General features: G+C 51.6%; 18 protein-coding genes, 2 tRNA genes and 1 rRNA gene. 14 read left to right on the top strand and 7 right to left on the bottom strand.

All coding sequences use genetic code 11. The annotated features are described in order from the left end of the window. Positions 1–10: 10 nt before the first annotated feature. The 4 genes from adk to ACMXD4_RS18680 all read right to left on the bottom strand — a co-directional run bounded on the left by adk (position 11) and on the right by ACMXD4_RS18680 (position 3,251). On the bottom strand, positions 11–649 hold the full coding sequence (gene adk, locus ACMXD4_RS18695) for an adenylate kinase (RefSeq protein WP_171697640.1): 639 nt from the start codon (positions 647–649) through the stop codon (positions 11–13). A gap of 163 nt (positions 650–812) precedes the next feature. After that, entirely contained in the window at positions 813–1,604 is a 792-nt protein-coding gene (gene rsmA / locus ACMXD4_RS18690) for a 16S rRNA (adenine(1518)-N(6)/adenine(1519)-N(6))-dimethyltransferase RsmA (RefSeq protein WP_415879065.1), read from the bottom strand. 1 nt (position 1,605) lies between these two features. Continuing rightward, entirely contained in the window at positions 1,606–2,592 is a 987-nt protein-coding gene (pdxA, locus tag ACMXD4_RS18685; protein ID WP_415879064.1) for a 4-hydroxythreonine-4-phosphate dehydrogenase PdxA, read from the bottom strand. 86 nt (positions 2,593–2,678) lie between these two features. Then, entirely contained in the window at positions 2,679–3,251 is a 573-nt protein-coding gene (locus tag ACMXD4_RS18680) for a MarR family winged helix-turn-helix transcriptional regulator (protein ID WP_253734776.1), read from the bottom strand. Positions 3,252–3,456: 205 nt separating this feature from the next. Between ACMXD4_RS18680 and ACMXD4_RS18675 the strand changes: the two genes are divergently transcribed. The 9 genes from ACMXD4_RS18675 (at position 3,457) to nirJ (ending at position 9,998) form a co-directional block, all read left to right on the top strand. Continuing rightward, positions 3,457–5,037: a nitrite reductase gene (locus ACMXD4_RS18675; RefSeq protein WP_171697643.1), complete on the top strand. Its 1,581-nt coding sequence runs from the start codon at positions 3,457–3,459 to the stop codon at positions 5,035–5,037. Next, complete coding sequence (locus ACMXD4_RS18670) at positions 5,034–5,345, top strand: c-type cytochrome (RefSeq protein ID WP_415879063.1); 312 nt, start codon at positions 5,034–5,036, stop codon at positions 5,343–5,345. The genes ACMXD4_RS18675 and ACMXD4_RS18670 overlap by 4 nt, the downstream gene beginning before the upstream one ends. A 3-nt stretch (positions 5,346–5,348) precedes the next feature. Beyond that, complete coding sequence (locus tag ACMXD4_RS18665) at positions 5,349–5,651, top strand: c-type cytochrome (RefSeq protein WP_171697645.1); 303 nt, start codon at positions 5,349–5,351, stop codon at positions 5,649–5,651. Positions 5,652–5,735: 84 nt separating this feature from the next. Next, positions 5,736–6,914: a cytochrome D1 domain-containing protein gene (locus ACMXD4_RS18660; protein ID WP_415879062.1), complete on the top strand. Its 1,179-nt coding sequence runs from the start codon at positions 5,736–5,738 to the stop codon at positions 6,912–6,914. A 1-nt stretch (position 6,915) separates the two neighbouring features. Beyond that, positions 6,916–7,371, top strand: a complete 456-nt coding sequence (locus tag ACMXD4_RS18655) for an Lrp/AsnC family transcriptional regulator (protein ID WP_415879061.1) — start codon at positions 6,916–6,918, stop codon at positions 7,369–7,371. Next, positions 7,364–7,930, top strand: a complete 567-nt coding sequence (locus ACMXD4_RS18650; protein WP_415879060.1) for an AsnC family transcriptional regulator — start codon at positions 7,364–7,366, stop codon at positions 7,928–7,930. Before ACMXD4_RS18655 ends, ACMXD4_RS18650 begins: the two co-directional genes overlap by 8 nt. Before the next feature lie 2 nt (positions 7,931–7,932). Continuing rightward, positions 7,933–8,376 (top strand): Lrp/AsnC family transcriptional regulator, encoded by a 444-nt coding sequence (locus tag ACMXD4_RS18645; protein ID WP_033159299.1) that lies wholly within the window; start codon positions 7,933–7,935, stop codon positions 8,374–8,376. After that, positions 8,376–8,855, top strand: coding sequence for an AsnC family transcriptional regulator (locus ACMXD4_RS18640; protein ID WP_415879059.1), 480 nt, complete (start codon positions 8,376–8,378; stop codon positions 8,853–8,855). Before ACMXD4_RS18645 ends, ACMXD4_RS18640 begins: the two co-directional genes overlap by 1 nt. A gap of 3 nt (positions 8,856–8,858) precedes the next feature. Further along, complete coding sequence (nirJ, locus tag ACMXD4_RS18635) at positions 8,859–9,998, top strand: heme d1 biosynthesis radical SAM protein NirJ (RefSeq protein WP_033159301.1); 1,140 nt, start codon at positions 8,859–8,861, stop codon at positions 9,996–9,998. Between the two features lie 16 nt (positions 9,999–10,014). Here nirJ and ACMXD4_RS18630 read toward each other — a convergent pair whose 3' ends face one another. Continuing rightward, positions 10,015–10,512 (bottom strand): SixA phosphatase family protein, encoded by a 498-nt coding sequence (locus ACMXD4_RS18630; protein ID WP_033159302.1) that lies wholly within the window; start codon positions 10,510–10,512, stop codon positions 10,015–10,017. 219 nt (positions 10,513–10,731) lie between these two features. Here ACMXD4_RS18630 and erpA point away from each other — a divergent pair, with 219 nt between their 5' ends. After that, entirely contained in the window at positions 10,732–11,082 is a 351-nt protein-coding gene (erpA, locus tag ACMXD4_RS18625; protein ID WP_371741581.1) for an iron-sulfur cluster insertion protein ErpA, read from the top strand. Here erpA and ACMXD4_RS18620 read toward each other — a convergent pair. Both ACMXD4_RS18620 and ACMXD4_RS18615 read right to left on the bottom strand, forming a co-directional pair. Further along, entirely contained in the window at positions 11,074–12,189 is a 1,116-nt protein-coding gene (locus ACMXD4_RS18620) for an anhydro-N-acetylmuramic acid kinase (RefSeq protein WP_415880846.1), read from the bottom strand. The genes erpA and ACMXD4_RS18620 overlap by 9 nt on opposite strands. A gap of 4 nt (positions 12,190–12,193) precedes the next feature. Then, entirely contained in the window at positions 12,194–13,486 is a 1,293-nt protein-coding gene (locus ACMXD4_RS18615) for a peptidoglycan DD-metalloendopeptidase family protein (protein ID WP_415879058.1), read from the bottom strand. A gap of 147 nt (positions 13,487–13,633) precedes the next feature. On the opposite strand from ACMXD4_RS18615, the gene tyrS reads away from it, so the two are divergent. From tyrS to ACMXD4_RS18595, 4 genes are all read left to right on the top strand, one after another. Then, positions 13,634–14,827: a tyrosine--tRNA ligase gene (gene tyrS, locus ACMXD4_RS18610; protein ID WP_415880845.1), complete on the top strand. Its 1,194-nt coding sequence runs from the start codon at positions 13,634–13,636 to the stop codon at positions 14,825–14,827. Between the two features lie 377 nt (positions 14,828–15,204). Further along, a 16S ribosomal RNA gene (locus ACMXD4_RS18605) occupies positions 15,205–16,738 on the top strand. Between the two features lie 60 nt (positions 16,739–16,798). Beyond that, positions 16,799–16,875: transfer RNA gene (locus ACMXD4_RS18600), tRNA-Ile, on the top strand. A gap of 116 nt (positions 16,876–16,991) precedes the next feature. Further along, positions 16,992–17,067 (top strand) — tRNA-Ala (locus ACMXD4_RS18595). The last annotated feature ends 178 nt before the right edge of the window (positions 17,068–17,245 follow it).

Raw genomic sequence — 17,245 nt, 5'->3', positions numbered from 1 at the left:
TACGAAGTTTTTATGCCAACACCGCTAACACTTTGTCGGTGATTTCGCTCACCGAACCGACACCAGCAATCGACGCGAATTTGGCGCTTTGACCGGGGGCGGAATAAAAGCCGACCAGCGGTTTGGTTTGCTCGTGATACACGCTTAAGCGCTTGCGAACGGTTTCTTCTTTATCGTCGTCGCGTTGGATCAAAGGCTCGTTTGTAACATCGTCCAAGCCCTCCTGTTTCGGTGGATTGAACACCACGTGATAGGTACGGCCCGAGGCCATATGCACGCGCCTGCCGCTCATGCGTTTGATGATCTCTTCGTCATCGACGGCAATTTCCACGACGTAATCCAGTTCTACGCCCATTTTTGCCAGACCTTCCGCTTGTGCAATCGTGCGCGGAAATCCATCGAGCAAAAAGCCATTTTTGCAATCGTCCTGAGTGATGCGGTCTTTAATCAAACCCAAGATGATGTCATCGGAAACCAGGCCGCCTGCATCCATGATTTTTTTGGCTTCAATACCCAGCGGGGTGCCTTCGCGGACGGCGGCGCGCAGCATGTCGCCGGTGGAAATTTGCGGAATCGCGAACTTCTCCGTGATGAACTGGGCTTGGGTGCCTTTGCCCGAGCCGGGGCTGCCTAACAGGATAATGCGCATATCAATCACTCCAGTGTATGAATCAGGTTGGTTGCCTTATATAAAGAGAGCCGGCTCAAGCGCATCAGTTCGTGAGCCAGGCGGAAAAATTCGGCATTTTATCGCACTTGCCCTGTGAGTGCCGCCAAATCTTGTCGAGCCGGAGCCGTGGGGAGTTGCGAATTTAGCTGACAGTGTTTACTTGGCTGTGAGCGCTTAGGAGCGCGAACTCGGCGAGACTGATCGACTCCGCTCGCAGATTGGCATCGATACCCAGATCGATAATCTGCTGCTCGGAGATGAAGTTTTTCAGCGAATTGCGGATGGTTTTACGGCGCTGCGAAAAAGCTTGGGTGACCAATTGGCTAAAGCTTTTCAGGTCCGGAATCTCGACCGGCGGCTTTGCGTGCGGGGTCAGGCGGACAATGGCCGACATGACTTGCGGAATCGGGTCGAAACTTTCCGGCGGCACGTCGAACAGCAATTCCGTTTCGCAGTAATACTGCATCATCACGCTCAGCCGGCCGTATTTCTTGCTGCCCGGCGCCGCGCAAATGCGGTCCACCACTTCTTTTTGCAGCATGAACAGCATGTCTTCCACGCAATCGGTGGATTCCAGCAGATGAAACATCAATGGCGTGGAAATATTGTACGGCAGGTTGCCGATGATGCGCAGTTTCTCGCCGGCTTGCGCCAATGCGGCAAAGTCGAAATTCAACGCATCCGCACTGTGCACGGTTAAGTTGCTGTGGCCGGCAAACTGTTTTTGCAAGCGGCTGACCAAGTCCCGGTCCAGTTCGACGACATCGAGCTTAGCGCCGGACTCCAATAAAGGTAGGGTCAACGCGCCGAGACCGGGGCCGATTTCAACCCAATGTTCGCCTGCTACCGGATGGGCGCTGGCCAGGATGTTATAAATGATGCTGTGATCGTGCAGAAAGTTCTGGCCGAAGCGTTTGCGGGCGGTGTGGGTCATTTTAAAGTTTTAAGTGAGGAATCATGTCCAACGCAGTCTGCAAGGCAAACTGCAAGCTGCCGAGATTGGCTTTGCCGGTGCCGGCCAGTTCCAGCGCGGTGCCGTGGTCGACCGAGGTGCGGACGATGGGCAGGCCTAGGGTGATGTTGACGGCTTGGCCGAAGCCTTTATATTTCAATACCGGCAGCCCTTGATCGTGATACATCGCCAGCACCGCGTCGGCGGTTTCCAGGTATTTGGGTGTAAACAGGGTGTCGGCGGGTAGCGGGCCGTATAGGTGAATGCCTTCGCAACGCAGGCGCTCCAACGTCGGCTCGATAATCTCGATTTCTTCCCGGCCGAGATGGCCACTTTCGCCCGCGTGCGGATTAAGGCCGCAGACCAAAATTTTCGGGTCGGTAATGTTGAAGCGTTGGCGCAGGTCGCGGTCCAGCAACCGGATAACGGTCGCCAATGAATCCGGGGTGATGGCGGCGCTTACCTCCGACAACGGCAAATGCGTGGTCGCCAAAGCGACGCGCAGGCCGGGTGTCGCCAGCATCATGACTGGGGTGCCGCTGGTCAGTTCGGCGATAAATTCGGTGTGGCCGCTGAAGGGAATGTTTGCGTCGTTGATCACGCCTTTGTGGACCGGGCCGGTCACCATTGCGGCAAATACGCCGCTCATGCAGCCCAGAGTGGCTTGGCGGATGGTTTCCAGAACGTATCGGCTATTGATGGGATTCAGGCGTCCGCAAACGGCTGGTTCGCTTAGGCTGATGGGCAGTACGGTTAAGGTCCCTGCTGACTGTTTTGTGGCAGCGTGATCAATGTCGAAAAGTTGAATTGTTAGAGGTAAATCCAGTTGTTCGGCCCGTTGCTGCAATAATTCCGGATCGGCAATGGCAATCAGTTGGCAAGCTTGTTCCTGCTGCGCCAATTGTATGCATAAGTCCGGGCCGACGCCGGCCGGTTCGCCGGGCGTCAAGGCGATGCGAGGTATAGACATATTAACTCCCAAATCGAACCGGTGAATGATGCAGCGTAAACCGAGCCAAGACTTGTTTATTGTCTATCTGTGCATTGGCCGGACAGTTAAACAGGGTTGTGTTCCTGGCAAATTTGCTCGCTATCGGCTGTGCTGAGCTTTTCCTGGGTTAGCTGGCAGAAAAAGCCGCCGTCTTTTTCGCTGAAATTGCGGCAGGTTTTGCAAACGCCGAATGATTGCGACTGATTTGCTTTTTGCAGCGCGGTAAGGGCTTGCTGAAACACATTAGCGTCTGAAGGCGGTGAATCGCTGCTTTGCAGGATGGCCGTGGCGCCGTGGAATAAATCAGACGGTCGCGCTTGTTTGAGTATGGCTGCGCCGTCCGCCAGCAACTGCAAATGCACCACGCGCTTGTCGTTGGCATCCGGCGTTTTACCGATATAGCCCTTTTTCTCGAGAATAATTAGCGATTGCGAAACGGTGCCGCGAGTCATGCCCAGATAATTGGCGACAGCCGCTGGGGTGTTGCTATATTTATTGCAGCGCGAGAGGTAATTGAGCACTTGGAAGTGTACCGGCTGCAAGCCCAGTTCCGTACATTTTTTCCGCTCTTCGGAGCGGATCAATGTAGTCATGCACTCAATAAGTTCGTAAATATCAGTTTGTTGCATAAATTGCATTCTCATCGTGACCCACTAGGTTGACAAGGCGATAGTTTAGGGAGTAAATTGATAGCGAATCGAAACTTTACTTTATAACATCGGCCTGGAGTCAACAAGCTGTTATTTTACCATGCTAAATCGGGTGTCTGTTCGTCCTGATCTTTTATGGTTTAATGCACCAAGTTGGCTCTTTTTTTTAACTTGCGGGTGGCAGGAATTTTAAATGAAAAATACTATAAAAATGCTGAATAAATCCCTACTGGCGAGTTCTATCGCCATGCTGTTGTCATCCGGAGTGGCGATGGCAAAATCCGACGACTTTCATAAACTCTATCAAGACAATTGTGCCAGCTGCCACGGTTCCGATCATGGCGGTTATCTGGCGCCGGCGCTGAACTCGGCGACTTTGAAAGGCCGCAGTCCCACCGCTTTGCGCACCATCGTAATGGCCGGCAGCTTCGACACCTTGATGCCTCCGTTCTACGGCAAACTGAGCGACGACGAAATTCGCGGCGTGATCAAACATCTGCAAGAAACGCCAAAACAACCCAATCCGGCTTGGACGATAGACGATATGAAAAAGTCGTTGAAAGTCTATGTCAAAGACGAAAGTACATTACCGGCCAAGCCGACTTTTCAAATTGACGATAAATTTGAAAACTTGATTGGCGTCGCGGCGCGCGGCAAATATGGCCGTGGCGAAGGCTCCAAAGCCATCTTTATTAACAGCTCCACCCATCAAAAAGTCGGCGAAGTACCGACCGGTACCGCCGCGCATATCATCGATTTCAACCCGGCCAATCCGCGCTGGGCTTATGTAAAAACCGATACCGCCGAGATTTTTAAAGTCGATTTATATTCCATGCAAGCGGTACGCAGCATCAAAACCGGCTGGAACGGCCCGGGCATGGGGGTATCGCGCGACGGTAAATATATTATGGCCGGTTCTTTCGTACCGCATAACGCCGTGATTCTGAATGCCGATACCCTGGAGCCATTGAAAACCTTCGAACTGGAAGGCACTGATCCGGATGGTAAACACGTTTCGTCCGACTCAGGCATGATCATCGGTACCCCATACGCGGACATTTTTGCGATTGCATTGGAAAATGCCGGTCAGGTTTGGGTCATCGATTTAAACAAAGAAGGTTTTCCGGTTACCCGGATCGAGAACGTCGGCCGGCATTTGCATGATGCCTTCCTGACCCACGGCGGCAAAAAATTGATGATTGCGTCTTACGACGACAGCATCGTCGCCGCCATCGATCTGGAAAAACGCGAAATCATCAAAAAATTGGAAGCCGGGTGCGTGCCGCACGTTGGCGGCGGTTCGGCGGTGAAAGTGGATGGCCGTACTTTGGGCTTTGGCACCAACTTCGGCGATTGCGACAAAACCGTGGTCAGCGTTTGGGATCTGGACAAAATGGAAGTCGTCAAACAAGTACCGGTTTCCGGCGGCACCGAATCGCCCGCTGCGCATGCCAACGCCCCTTATGTGGCGGTTGACATCATCAGCAAGGATAGACGCGCCCGCACTGTACAGTTGATCGACAAGAAAACCCTGGAAGTGGCTAGAACCCTGGATGTCGGCGGCCACGCCTACTTCCCGGAATATAGCGCCGATGGCAAATTCCTGTATATCAGTGCCGGTTACAACGGCGACGAAGTGGTGGTGTACGATTCCAACACCTTGCAAAAAGTCGCCAGCGTACCGATGGAAAGCCCCGCAGGTATCTTCTCGCGCGGCCGGGTTAAATACATGACCCGCGGCTTGTCGCCCGACGAAATGGAGCAATCAAAATGAAGATGACTCATTTTACAGTGTCGCTGCTGGCGGGGCTCCTTGCCGCCGGTAGCGCGCAGGCTACCAGTTTGTATGTCGGTCAAGCCAAGGCCGGTGCGGTGTGCGCGCAATGTCACGGTATTCGAATGCCCAGCGCCGACGCGCCGTTTCCACCGTTGGGCGGCCGCGATCCCGAGTATTTGAAAACCGCGATCAAACAATATCGCGACAAAACTCGGAAATCCGACATTATGAATGCGATCGCCGGTTCGCTGACCGATGCCGAAATCAACGACATCGCCGCGTATTACGGCAGCGTTAAGCCCTAGTCAATGCGTTATTGCTGGGTGTTGATCGGCTTGCTATCCACCTGCGCCGTTGCGGAACAACCCAATCCGCAACGGCAGCAGGAGCTGTTGAATATGCTCAAGCATGATTGCGGCTCCTGCCATGGCCTGCCGCCGAAAGGCGGCTTGGGGCCGTCGTTGATGCCGGAAGCGCTGGCTGGCAAAAGCGACGCTCTGTTGGCGGATGCGATTCAAAACGGTCGAGCAGGCACGGCTATGCCGCCGTGGACGAGTTTTTTGACTGTCGATGAAACTGCTTGGCTGATTCAACAACTAAGAACGCGCTGAAGGCTGTTTTCGCAGTAGCTAGGCCTAATCGCCTAATGGGCAGATTTACTTCTTGAATGATCGACGCTAAATAACACGCGCCCTATGAAACTTTCTTATTCCCGAAGTCTCCTGATTTTCCTGTTGTCGTCTGCGCTACCCGGTCATGCGGAGCTCAGAGCCACCGGCGATCTCGGCGTAGTGATTGAACGCGAAACCGGCAGCATCCAGATCGTCAATACCACGAAGCCCGCCTCGTTGAGCCATATCCAAGGCTTGGGCGATTTGTCTCACGCTTCGATAGTGTTCTCCCGCGATCAGCGCTACGCCTATATATTCGGCCGCGATGGCGGTTTGACCAAGATCGATTTGCTGCAAGACAAAATTGATAAACGCATCATCCAGGCAGGCAACAGCATCGGCGGAGCGATTTCTCAGGACGGCAAAGTGATTGCTGTTTCCAATTACACACCCGGCGGCGTTAAGCTGTTCGACGCGGTGACGCTGGAACAACTAGCCGAAATCCCCGCTATTTACGGCGAAGACAATAAATTATCCAAAGTGGTCGGTTTGGTTGACGCGCCTGGCCAACGCTTCGTTTGCAGTCTATTCGAAGGTAACGAAATCTGGCTGATTGATGCTAAAAATCCGCATCAGCCCGTCGTGAAAAAATTTAAAGACATCGGCAAACAGCCTTACGACGCCTTATTGACGCCGGATGGCCATTACTACGGCGCTGGATTGTTTGGTGAAAAAGGTTTGGCTTTGCTGGATTTGTGGCAGCCGGAAAAAGGCGTCGAGCATATTCTGGAAGATTACGGCAAAGACGATGAACAAATGCCGGTCTATAAGATGCCGCACCTGGAAGGTTGGACCGTGGCCGGCGACTGGTTGTTGGTGCCGGCGGTGGGATTGCATGAGGTGTTGGTGATCGATACGCGCGAATGGGAGTTGGTCAAGCGTATTCCGGTGGCTGGACAGCCGGTGTTCGTCACCTCGCGGCCGGACGGGCGGCAAGTTTGGGTAAATTTCGCCTTCCCGGACAATCAAACCGTGCAAGTCATCGATTTGAAAGATTTTAACATCGTCAAAACCCTACAACCCGGTAAGGCAGTGCTGCATATGGAATTCAGTCCGCGCGGCGAATCGGTATGGCTGGCGGTGCGCGACGAGGACCGGGTGATGGTTTATGACACTGAGACCTTTGCCGAAACCGCCCGTCTGCCGGCGCAAAAACCCAGCGGCATTTTTTTCACTGATCGCGCCAATCGCATAGGTTGGTAACATGCTGGCACCCTTGCACAAACACTTACTCAACGACTATCAGCAAGATTTTCCGTTGAGCCCGACACCCTACCGCGACATTGCCGAACAGCTTGGCGTCAGCGAGGATGAGGTGTTAAATGCGTTTCAAACTTTATCCGAACAGCAGATGATCAGCCGCATCGGTCCGGTTATCGCGCCCAACAGCATTGGTAATAGCGCGCTGGTGGCGATGGCGGTGCCGGAATTTGATTTGCCAAGGGTCGCTGAATTGGTCAGCGCTTATCCGGAAGTCAATCATAACTACGAACGCGAAAACCGCTTCAATCTGTGGTTTGTATTGATTGCGGATAGTGAGGCTCACCTTAAAGGGGTGATCGCGGATATCGAAACTCAAACCGGCTATCCGGCGATGCTGCTGCCGATGTTGGCCGACTATTTCATCAACCTGGGATTTGAGCTAAATCTGCATGATTGACGCCATTGACTATCAATTGATTGCCGCCGTGCAAGCCGGATTGCCGATTGCAGCGAGGCCGTATGCGGCGATAGCAGGGCAGTTGGCGATTACCGAACAAGAGGTGATTGAGCGTTTGGCGCGCTTAAAGACCCAAGGTTTGATCAAGCGGTGGGGCGTGGTGGTCAAGCATCGCCAACTCGGCTACCGGGCTAATGCGATGATTGTGATGGATGTGCCAGACGACCGGGTGGCTCGGGTGGGCGCTTTGATCAGTCAGCAAGCTTGCGTCAATCTGTGTTATCAACGCCCGCGCCAAGGCGAAATCTGGCCGTATAACCTGTATTGCATGATTCATGGCAAGACCCGGGACGTGGTGTTGGAACAATGGGCCGAACTGCGGCATGCCTGTAATCTATGCGAATATCCATTCGAAGTATTGTTTAGCCGGCGTTGTTTTAAACAGCGTGGCGCTCTGTATGCTCACCCCAATGGCAATGGGGCCGTTCCCTCTATTGCCGGAGAGAGCAGGACTGAGGAGATTAAAAACAAGCAGTCTTTTGGTATGCACTTCGCCTAAACATGGACGCCATAGACAAAGCCATTATCAACCGCCTGCAACAAGGCTTCCCGATTTGCGCAGCACCCTATCAACGAGTTGCTGAGGAATTGGGGCTTGTGGAAGCAGAGTTACTCTCAAGATTGCAAAACATGCTGGCCGAAGGCGTCTTGTCACGCTTTGGGCCTATGTATCATGCCGAACAAATGGGCGGCGCCTTGACCTTGGCGGCCCTGAAAGTACCGGAGGCGCGCTTCGATGAAGTAACCGAAATCGTCAATAGCTTCCCGGAAGTGGCGCATAACTATGCCCGCAATCATTTATTGAATATGTGGTTTGTGCTGGCTACCGAACAACCCGAGCAAGTGGCGATGGTGATCGCGGAAATCGAGCGGCGAACCGGTCTGCCAGTCTTCAACATGCCAAAGATCAGCGAATACTATGTTGGTTTGCAATTGGAAGCCTGATGCCCATCGATGAGATAGACCGGAAAATTATCCAAGCCACCCAGGCCGGTTTGCCCTTGGTCAGCGAGCCCTACCAAGCCGTTTCCGAGCAATTGGGCTTGTCCGCCCAAACCGTGATGTTACACCTGGCCGAAATGCAACAGACTGGGGTGGTTCGCCGCATTGCTGCAGTGCCCAATCACTACAAACTGGGTTATCGTTTTAACGGTATGACAGTGTGGGATGTCGAAGATGGGTACGTCGACGAACTGGGGCAAAAAGTGGCCATGCTACCGTTTGTCAGTCATTGCTATCAGCGCCCCCGGCATTTGCCTGGGTGGCCCTATAACCTGTTTGCCATGGTGCACGGTAAGACCGAACAGGATGCCGGCGAGCAAGTGGCTATCATTGCCGAACTATTGGGTGCGCAAGCACGCAACCACGAGGTGTTGTACAGCACTAAAATTCTAAAAAAAACCGGTTTAAGAATCGGAGGATAAAGCATGTTCAGACTGAGCCAATACATGCGAGAACTGCTGCATCCAACCCCGCTGACGGCGCCGCGCAAACCCGCCGGGCCGGTGGTGATTTGGAATTTGATCCGCCGTTGCAATTTAACCTGCAAGCATTGCTACACCACCTCCGCCGACATCAATTTCCCCGGCGAATTGAGCACGCCGGAAATTTACACGGTGATGGACGACCTGAAGGCGTTTAAAGTCCCTGTGCTGATTCTGTCCGGCGGTGAGCCGCTGCTGCATCCGGATATTTTTGCGATTTCGCAACGTGCCCGCGACATGGGCTTTTATGTGGCTTTGTCGAGTAACGGCACTTTGATCAATCCATCTAACATCAAGCAAATTGCCGCCATTGACTACCAATATATCGGCGTTAGCCTGGATGGTATTGGTCAGACCCATGACACGTTCCGCCAGAAGCAAGGCTCGTTCGAGGCATCGCTGGCCGGTATCCGTTTATGCCGTGAATACGAGATTAAAGCCGGCGTCAGGTTTACGCTAACTCAAGACAACGCCCACGATTTCGAAGGTCTGTTGCAATTGATGGACGACGAAGACATAGATAAATTCTACCTGTCGCATTTGAATTACGGCGGCCGCGGTAACAAAAACCGCAAGGACGACGCCGAGTTTCAGTTGACCCGCAAAGTCATGGACAGCTTGTTCGAAAAGTCTTTAAGTTGGGAGCAGCAAGGTTTGCACCGCGAGGTAGTGACCGGTAACAACGACGCTGACGCCGTGTATTTTCTACATTGGGTCAAGCGGCGGTTTCCTGAGCGCGCGGAGCACATCCGAACCAAACTACAGCAATGGGGCGGTAACGCCTCCGGCGTCAACGTCGCCAATATTGACAATCTCGGTAATGTCCATCCGGATACGTTTTGGTGGCATTACGGCTTGGGCAATGTGCGTAAACGACCTTTCTCCGAAATTTGGATGGACGTCAATGATCCGTTGATGGCCGGATTGAAAGCGTCGCCGCGGCCGCTGAAGGGACGCTGTGGTGAATGCCATTATCAAAGCATCTGCAACGGTAATACGCGGGTTCGCGCGCAGCAAATGACGGGCGATTTTTGGGCCGAGGATCCAGGCTGTTACCTGTTGGACGAAGAAATTTTTGCTTAGATGGGCTTGAGTTTGATTAGGTTTGACCTTGGTGCATCAATGCACATGGGATGCTCCACAGCAATTTAGCCGAAGCTTGAGCCGAAAAATTGGTATCCAATCGAGTCAGAGAGGCTTTTTTGATAACAATGTTGTCGGGAGTCGTGCCCAGAAGCCGGGAAATGGTAGTCGAAAAGTCCGGTTCGTGCCCGACTAGCCATGCGTCGCTTATGCCGCGCTGGGCGAGTTTGCTAAGTTCGGTGAGTATAGTGGGTGTAGCTGTTTCGATTGCCAACCAACTAACGGTTTGCGGGGCTGGGCTGCCAGGCAGGCTTTGGTTGAGGATCCTTGCGGTCTGTTGGGCGCGTAACAGCGGGCTGCAATAAATTGATTCCGGAATTAAGCCGTTGGCCAAACAAAATGCAGCGATGCGTTTTACCTGCTTTTCGCCTTTATCGATTAAGGCTCTGTCCGAGTCGGGCAGCGATAAGCAGCCAACTTCTGCGGTAGCGTGTCTGAGGAAGGTGATAAGCATGGTTGGTCTCCTTGTCGGACAGTTTTAACTGGAATCTTCAGCTATCGACACGTTTGGGCTTTCGGCGAAGCAGCGGAGTGTGTTTAAGTTCCAGCTAAATTTAGCGCAAATAGTTGCCTGGTTGTTACGCCTTTAGGGCTTTAACCGCTAGCCTGGGAAATATAGTGGATAATTCTTGACTGAATTACTGGGTATAGTCATAATCGCTCAATCTTTCAATTGCTTATAGAGTTTTATATGTCCGATCCTATTGTGTTTACCGACAGCGCCGCGCAAAAAGTAGCGGGTTTAATTCAGGAAGAGGGTAACGATAATCTTAAGCTCAGAGTCTATATTAGCGGCGGCGGTTGTTCCGGATTTCAGTATGGTTTTACCTTTGACGAAGAGGTGAATGACGACGATACGCAAATCCTCAAAGACGGTGTGACAGTGCTGATCGATTCGATGAGTATTCAGTATCTTAGCGGTGCCGAAATCGATTACAAGGAGGACTTGTCTGGCGCGCAATTCGTGATTCGCAATCCAAATGCGACCACTACCTGCGGTTGCGGCTCGTCTTTCTCAGCTTAAGCCGTTTTTACCCGGATAAATCCCACCTAATACCACGGGCGTAGCTGCGCCCGTGACGATGCATAGATTTCCCGGCAAATTGTTCAGGGTTTGCCGTGCCAGCCAGGCAAAAGCAATCGCTTCGACATGGTCCGGGTCGATTCCCCGTTCCGCTGTCGACGTTACAGACATATCCAGATTTTTCCGTAATAGCTTCATCAATTGGCCGTTATGTGCTCCGCCGCCGCAAATCAAGGTTTGCAAGGTATTTGGCGCATATTGGCGAATGGCATCGGCGATAGTATCGGCGCTGAATTGACAGAGTGTGGCTTGAATATCTTTGGGCTCAAGGTCTGGAAATAAGCTGAGCTTTTGCTGTAACCATGCAGGCGAAAAATATTCCTTGCCAGTGCTTTTCGGTGGCGCTAGCCGGAAGTAATCGTCGTCACTTAAAGCTGCGAGCAAGGCAAGGTGGGCTTTGCCCTTGTCTGCCCAATCGCCGTTACGGTCATAAGGCTGGTTGCAATGTTTTTGACACCACCAGTCCATCAAACCATTGCCGGGGCCGGTATCGAAGCCGATGACCGGTTTATCGTTTAACACCGTGATGTTGGCGATGCCGCCAATATTGACGATGACTGTGGCTTGTGCTTCGTCGCTAAAAACCGCTTGATGAAAGGCTGGAACCAGCGGCGCGCCTTGGCCGCCGACGGCAATATCGCGGCGGCGAAAATCGGCGACGGTGGTGATGCCGGTGATTTCGGCGATGCGATTCGGGTCGCCTATTTGCAGAGAAAAGCCATTGGCAGTCTCCGGGGCGTGATAAACGGTTTGGCCGTGGCTACCGACAGCTTTGATTGCGCTCGCTGGGATCTGAGCGTTACTTAATAAAGTCAGCGCGGTTTCGCCGAATAAACGACCGATCTGGCTATCCAGCGAGCCGTAATCTGTTAATAAAACAGGTTGATTCGCTTGACTAAGCTTGTGAATTTTTTGCCGGAGTTCGGGGGGAAATGGTTGGTAATGGAATGCGACAAGTTGTATTTTGCCGTTGCTAAAATCCACAAGACCAGCATCGATACCATCGACGCTGGTCCCTGACATTAAGCCTATATAAAGCTCGGACACTGTATTAGTTTTGAGCAACCAGTGCGTCGCCTTTGGCTTGTTTCAGTTGCGCTAAAAATGGCTGGGTTTGTGCTTTGAATTTGGCCAATAAGGCTTTGTCCATAGGCATGGAGTGCGGTATTTTGGCGGTAACCGGGTTGACATGCATGCCACCGATACGGAATTCATAATGCAAATGCGGGCCGGTAGCTAAGCCGGTTTTGCCGACATAACCGATCACGTCGCCTTGTTTGATGGCGCTGCCGAGTTTTTGACCGGATTTGAAACCGGACAGGTGGGCGTACAAAGTTGAGTATTTTTGGCCGTGTTCTATTTCCACTACATTGCCGTAGCCGTTTTTCACGCCGCGGAAGACAATTTTGCCGTCGCCGGTGGTTTTAACTGGTGTGCCGATGGCTGCGGAATAATCGACGCCTTTGTGAGCGCGGATGGTGTTTAGGATGGGATGCTTGCGGTGCAAATCAAAGTGCGAGCTGATTTTGGCAAAATCCATCGGCGTTTGCAGAAAGGCTTTGCGCAGGCCGTTGCCGTCCGGGGTGTAATAACCGGTGTTGCCTTGGTTGTCTTCGAAGCGCACGGCGGTATAGGTTTTGCCTTGGTTGACGAATTCAACTGACAGGATCTCGCCGGTATCGAATTCTTTACCGTCTACAAACAGCTTTTCATAGACGACGGTAAATTGGTCGCCGTCTCTTAAATTAAGTGCGAAGTCGATGTCCCAGGCAAAGATGTCAGCCAGTTTCAGGATTAGTTTTTCCGGCAGGCCAGCTTCCTTGCCGTCTTCGAACAGTGAGGAATCGATAGAGCCTTTGGCGCTGGCAATTTGGTAATCAACTTTTTTACTGAGTAGTTCCACGTCGAAATTGTCGTCATGCCGCGTGGCTATCAATGTTTCGAACGGATTTTTGCTGTAAGTCAACTGTTCCAGTTCGCCTGAAGCGTTCAACGTAGCGACGACGTCTTGACCTGGTTCGACGTCGGCGAATTGTTTGCCGGTAGGGTTGGCGTGGATGATTTTATGCAAATCTTCCCGGCTTAAATTGAGTGCGGAAAAAATGCTGGAGAGGTTCTCGCCGGATTTAACGGTGTGTTCAAGTTCCTCGGTGATGTTGAGGTGTTGCGCTTCGGGAGGTTCTACGTATCTGGTGTATTGGTTGATCTTGGACGAGATCAGTCTATCTTGCTCCAAGGTTTTTGCGTCTTCAAAACCTTTATGCGGTATCAATCCGTAACTTGCGCTGGCGGCAACAACGGTGCAGGTGCCTAAAAGCACCGACTTGAGTATTCTGTTCTTCACAGTAATCACACTTCATTGTTTGTCGAGCGTTTCATTGTAGGGAATTTTGGTGCATAAGGCCAACAAAAGGCCATTTTTTATCCTTCCCTACAATTCCATCACTTATAATGCGCGGCCAAAACTTAAGGCTAATTGGAGAATAAATTGTTGCAAGAAACCTTGGCTCAGTTGCGTTACGGCGCTGAAGAAATTTTGCTGGAATCTGATTTGGTCAAAAAATTGGAGGAAAATCGGCCGCTAACAATCAAGGCCGGATTTGACCCGACCGCGCCTGATTTGCATCTGGGGCACACGGTGCTCATTAATAAGCTGAAGCAATTTCAGGATGCCGGGCATAACGTGCAATTTTTGATCGGCGATTTTACCGCGATGATAGGTGATCCGACTGGCAAAAACGTCACCCGTAAACCGTTGAGTCGTGAAGAAGTGGCGGAAAACGCGAAAACCTATCAGGCGCAGGTGTTCAAAATTCTTGATCCCGAAAGAACCGAGGTGAAGTTCAATTCGGCGTGGATGGGGGCGATGACCAGTGCTGAGCTAATCCAGTTGGCGGCAAGAAATACCGTGGCGAGAATGCTGGAGCGTGATGATTTCAGTAAGCGATATAAGGGTGGTCAACCGATTGCAATTCACGAATTCTTGTACCCCTTAATACAAGGCTATGACTCGGTGGTCATGAAAGCGGATGTTGAGCTGGGTGGTACGGATCAGAAGTTTAACCTGTTGATGGGTAGGCAATTGCAGGAAGGTTATGGGCAAAAACCTCAGGTCGTGTTGACTATGCCGATTTTGGAAGGGCTTGATGGCGTGCAGAAAATGTCCAAGTCACTTAATAACTACATAGGCATTGCGGACGCGCCTGACGAGATGTTCGGCAAGATCATGTCGATTTCTGACGAGCTCATGTGGCGTTATTTTAAATTGTTGAGCTTTAAGTCAATGACTGAAATAGAAAGTTGGCGGGCTGCGTGCGAGAGTGGCGGGAACCCAAGAAATTACAAAGTTGCGCTTGCGCAGGAGATTGTTGGTAGATTTCATGGGTTGCAGGCTGCAAAAACGGCTCTGGAAAGTTTTGAGGCTCGGTTTCAGCGTGGAGCTTTACCGGATGTTATCGAAGAGGTTCAAATAAAGGTCGATGAGCAGGGGATGCCGATTGCTAATGTGTTGAAAAATGCTGGTTTAGTGGAAAGTACTTCTGAGGCGCTACGTTTGATCAAACAAGGTGCAGTAAAGATTGATGGTGAAAAACTGGAGGATCCCAAAGCTTTAATTTCGGCGCCTGCCAGGCATGTTTATCAAGTAGGGAAAAGGAAGTTTGCGCGAATAGAAATAATTTCTTGACGCGAGGGTTTTGGGTGATTAGAATGAGCGGCTCTTCACTGCTCTGGCTTTTAAGTTTTAGCGGTGAAGCGGTCGACTTGGTTCGGCGGGTTTGAGGTTGTTGATTGGCGGGTTTGTTTTTTTTGGGCTTCGGTTTTTGAAATGGCTTAAAAATAAATTTGACAAACACTGAAAACGCTGTAGAATATGTCGGCTCAACAGGGCGAAGCGCTCTGGCTCTTTAACAAACGAAATCGAAATAATTTGTGTGGGTATGTGTAGCGACTATGTGCTGTTTAAAAATAGTCGACACAGACACCACGTCAATTCGCAAGAAAAGATGTTCTGTAGTCGAGCCAAGATTGGTCACTAATCTTATTTAGTGACAAGTTAAAATTAAACTGAAGAGTTTGATCATGGCTCAGATTGAACGCTGGCGGTATGCTTAACACATGCAAGTCGAACGGTAGCAGGCCTTCGGGTGCTGACGAGTGGCGGACGGGTGAGTAATGCATAGGAATCTGCCTATTAGTGGGGGACAACGTGGGGAAACTCACGCTAATACCGCATACGCCCTACGGGGGAAAGCTGGGGACCTTCGGGCCTGGCGCTAATAGATGAGCCTATGTCGGATTAGCTAGTTGGTGGGGTAAAGGCCTACCAAGGCGACGATCCGTAGCTGGTCTGAGAGGATGATCAGCCACACTGGGACTGAGACACGGCCCAGACTCCTACGGGAGGCAGCAGTGGGGAATATTGGACAATGGGCGAAAGCCTGATCCAGCAATACCGCGTGTGTGAAGAAGGCCTGAGGGTTGTAAAGCACTTTCAATAGGAAGGAATACCTACCGGTTAATACCCGGTAGACTGACATTACCTATACAAGAAGCACCGGCTAACTCCGTGCCAGCAGCCGCGGTAATACGGAGGGTGCAAGCGTTAATCGGAATTACTGGGCGTAAAGCGTGCGTAGGCGGTTGTTTAAGTCAGATGTGAAAGCCCTGGGCTTAACCTGGGAACTGCATTTGATACTGGGCAACTAGAGTTTAGTAGAGGGGAGTGGAATTTCAGGTGTAGCGGTGAAATGCGTAGAGATCTGAAGGAACACCAGTGGCGAAGGCGGCTCCCTGGACTAAAACTGACGCTGAGGTACGAAAGCGTGGGTAGCAAACAGGATTAGATACCCTGGTAGTCCACGCCGTAAACGATGTCAACTAACTGTTGGGTTCTTAAAGAACTTAGTAGTGGAGCTAACGTATTAAGTTGACCGCCTGGGGAGTACGGCCGCAAGGCTAAAACTCAAATGAATTGACGGGGGCCCGCACAAGCGGTGGAGCATGTGGTTTAATTCGATGCAACGCGAAGAACCTTACCTACCCTTGACATCCAGAGAATCTGTTAGAGATAGCGGAGTGCCTTCGGGAACTCTGAGACAGGTGCTGCATGGCTGTCGTCAGCTCGTGTTGTGAAATGTTGGGTTAAGTCCCGTAACGAGCGCAACCCTTATCCTTAGTTGCCAGCGGGTCATGCCGGGAACTCTAGGGAGACTGCCGGTGATAAACCGGAGGAAGGTGGGGACGACGTCAAGTCATCATGGCCCTTATGGGTAGGGCTACACACGTGCTACAATGGCCGGTACAGAGGGCTGCGAACTCGCGAGAGTAAGCGAATCCCAAAAAGCCGGTCCCAGTCCGGATCGCAGTCTGCAACTCGACTGCGTGAAGTCGGAATCGCTAGTAATCGCGGATCAGAATGCCGCGGTGAATACGTTCCCGGGCCTTGTACACACCGCCCGTCACACCATGGGAGTGGGTTGCAAAAGAAGTAGGTAGTTTAACCTTCGGGAGGGCGCTTACCACTTTGTGATTCATGACTGGGGTGAAGTCGTAACAAGGTAGCCCTAGGGGAACCTGGGGCTGGATCACCTCCTTACAAAGACGGCACACCGTTACACGTACTCACAACAAATTATTTCGATTGAAAGACGCACCTGGGTCTGTAGCTCAGTTGGTTAGAGCGCACCCCTGATAAGGGTGAGGTCGGAGGTTCAACTCCTCCCAGACCCACCAACGCATAAAAGGCGAAAGCAATAAGGCGGAAAACGATCAGGCAACACTCCTAGTTAGATAGGTAGAGTTGCGAATAGTTAGGTTTCTGCTTGAGTCTTGGTCTTTAGTCTGTTTTAGGGGCCATAGCTCAGCTGGGAGAGCGCCTGCCTTGCACGCAGGAGGTCGGGAGTTCGATCCTCCCTGGCTCCACCATCATGCTGAACGCTGAGGGTCAACCAGTTCGTCAAACGTAAGAAAAATAGTGGGTGGACATCAACGCTATACAGTTTTATCAGCGGCAGCGGATAAAGACTTTATAGCATTGGTATTCGTACCGATAGCTCTTTAACAATATGGAAATCTGTAACTATAGTAATGATCAGCAATGATC

The sequence above is a fragment of the Methylomonas sp. TEB genome, assembly GCF_047777895.1.
In the GTDB taxonomy this organism is placed as follows: Bacteria; Pseudomonadota; Gammaproteobacteria; order Methylococcales; family Methylomonadaceae; genus Methylomonas.
Note: the sequence above shows the minus strand (reverse complement) of the source record. Positions and strands in the feature narration are given on the sequence as shown.

Coding starts and splice junctions, on each gene's coding strand:
- ACMXD4_RS18670 (WP_415879063.1), top strand. CDS start 5,034: ATGAAGATGACTCATTTTACAGTGTCGCTGCTGGCGGGGCTCCTTGCC.
- nirJ (WP_033159301.1), top strand. CDS start 8,859: ATGTTCAGACTGAGCCAATACATGCGAGAACTGCTGCATCCAACCCCG.
- pdxA (WP_415879064.1), bottom strand. CDS start 2,592: ATGTCTATACCTCGCATCGCCTTGACGCCCGGCGAACCGGCCGGCGTC.
- ACMXD4_RS18655 (WP_415879061.1), top strand. CDS start 6,916: ATGCTGGCACCCTTGCACAAACACTTACTCAACGACTATCAGCAAGAT.
- adk (WP_171697640.1), bottom strand. CDS start 649: ATGCGCATTATCCTGTTAGGCAGCCCCGGCTCGGGCAAAGGCACCCAA.
- ACMXD4_RS18675 (WP_171697643.1), top strand. CDS start 3,457: ATGAAAAATACTATAAAAATGCTGAATAAATCCCTACTGGCGAGTTCT.
- ACMXD4_RS18650 (WP_415879060.1), top strand. CDS start 7,364: ATGATTGACGCCATTGACTATCAATTGATTGCCGCCGTGCAAGCCGGA.
- ACMXD4_RS18630 (WP_033159302.1), bottom strand. CDS start 10,512: ATGCTTATCACCTTCCTCAGACACGCTACCGCAGAAGTTGGCTGCTTA.
- ACMXD4_RS18680 (WP_253734776.1), bottom strand. CDS start 3,251: ATGCAATTTATGCAACAAACTGATATTTACGAACTTATTGAGTGCATG.
- ACMXD4_RS18665 (WP_171697645.1), top strand. CDS start 5,349: ATGCGTTATTGCTGGGTGTTGATCGGCTTGCTATCCACCTGCGCCGTT.
- ACMXD4_RS18660 (WP_415879062.1), top strand. CDS start 5,736: ATGAAACTTTCTTATTCCCGAAGTCTCCTGATTTTCCTGTTGTCGTCT.
- ACMXD4_RS18640 (WP_415879059.1), top strand. CDS start 8,376: ATGCCCATCGATGAGATAGACCGGAAAATTATCCAAGCCACCCAGGCC.
- ACMXD4_RS18645 (WP_033159299.1), top strand. CDS start 7,933: ATGGACGCCATAGACAAAGCCATTATCAACCGCCTGCAACAAGGCTTC.
- rsmA (WP_415879065.1), bottom strand. CDS start 1,604: ATGACCCACACCGCCCGCAAACGCTTCGGCCAGAACTTTCTGCACGAT.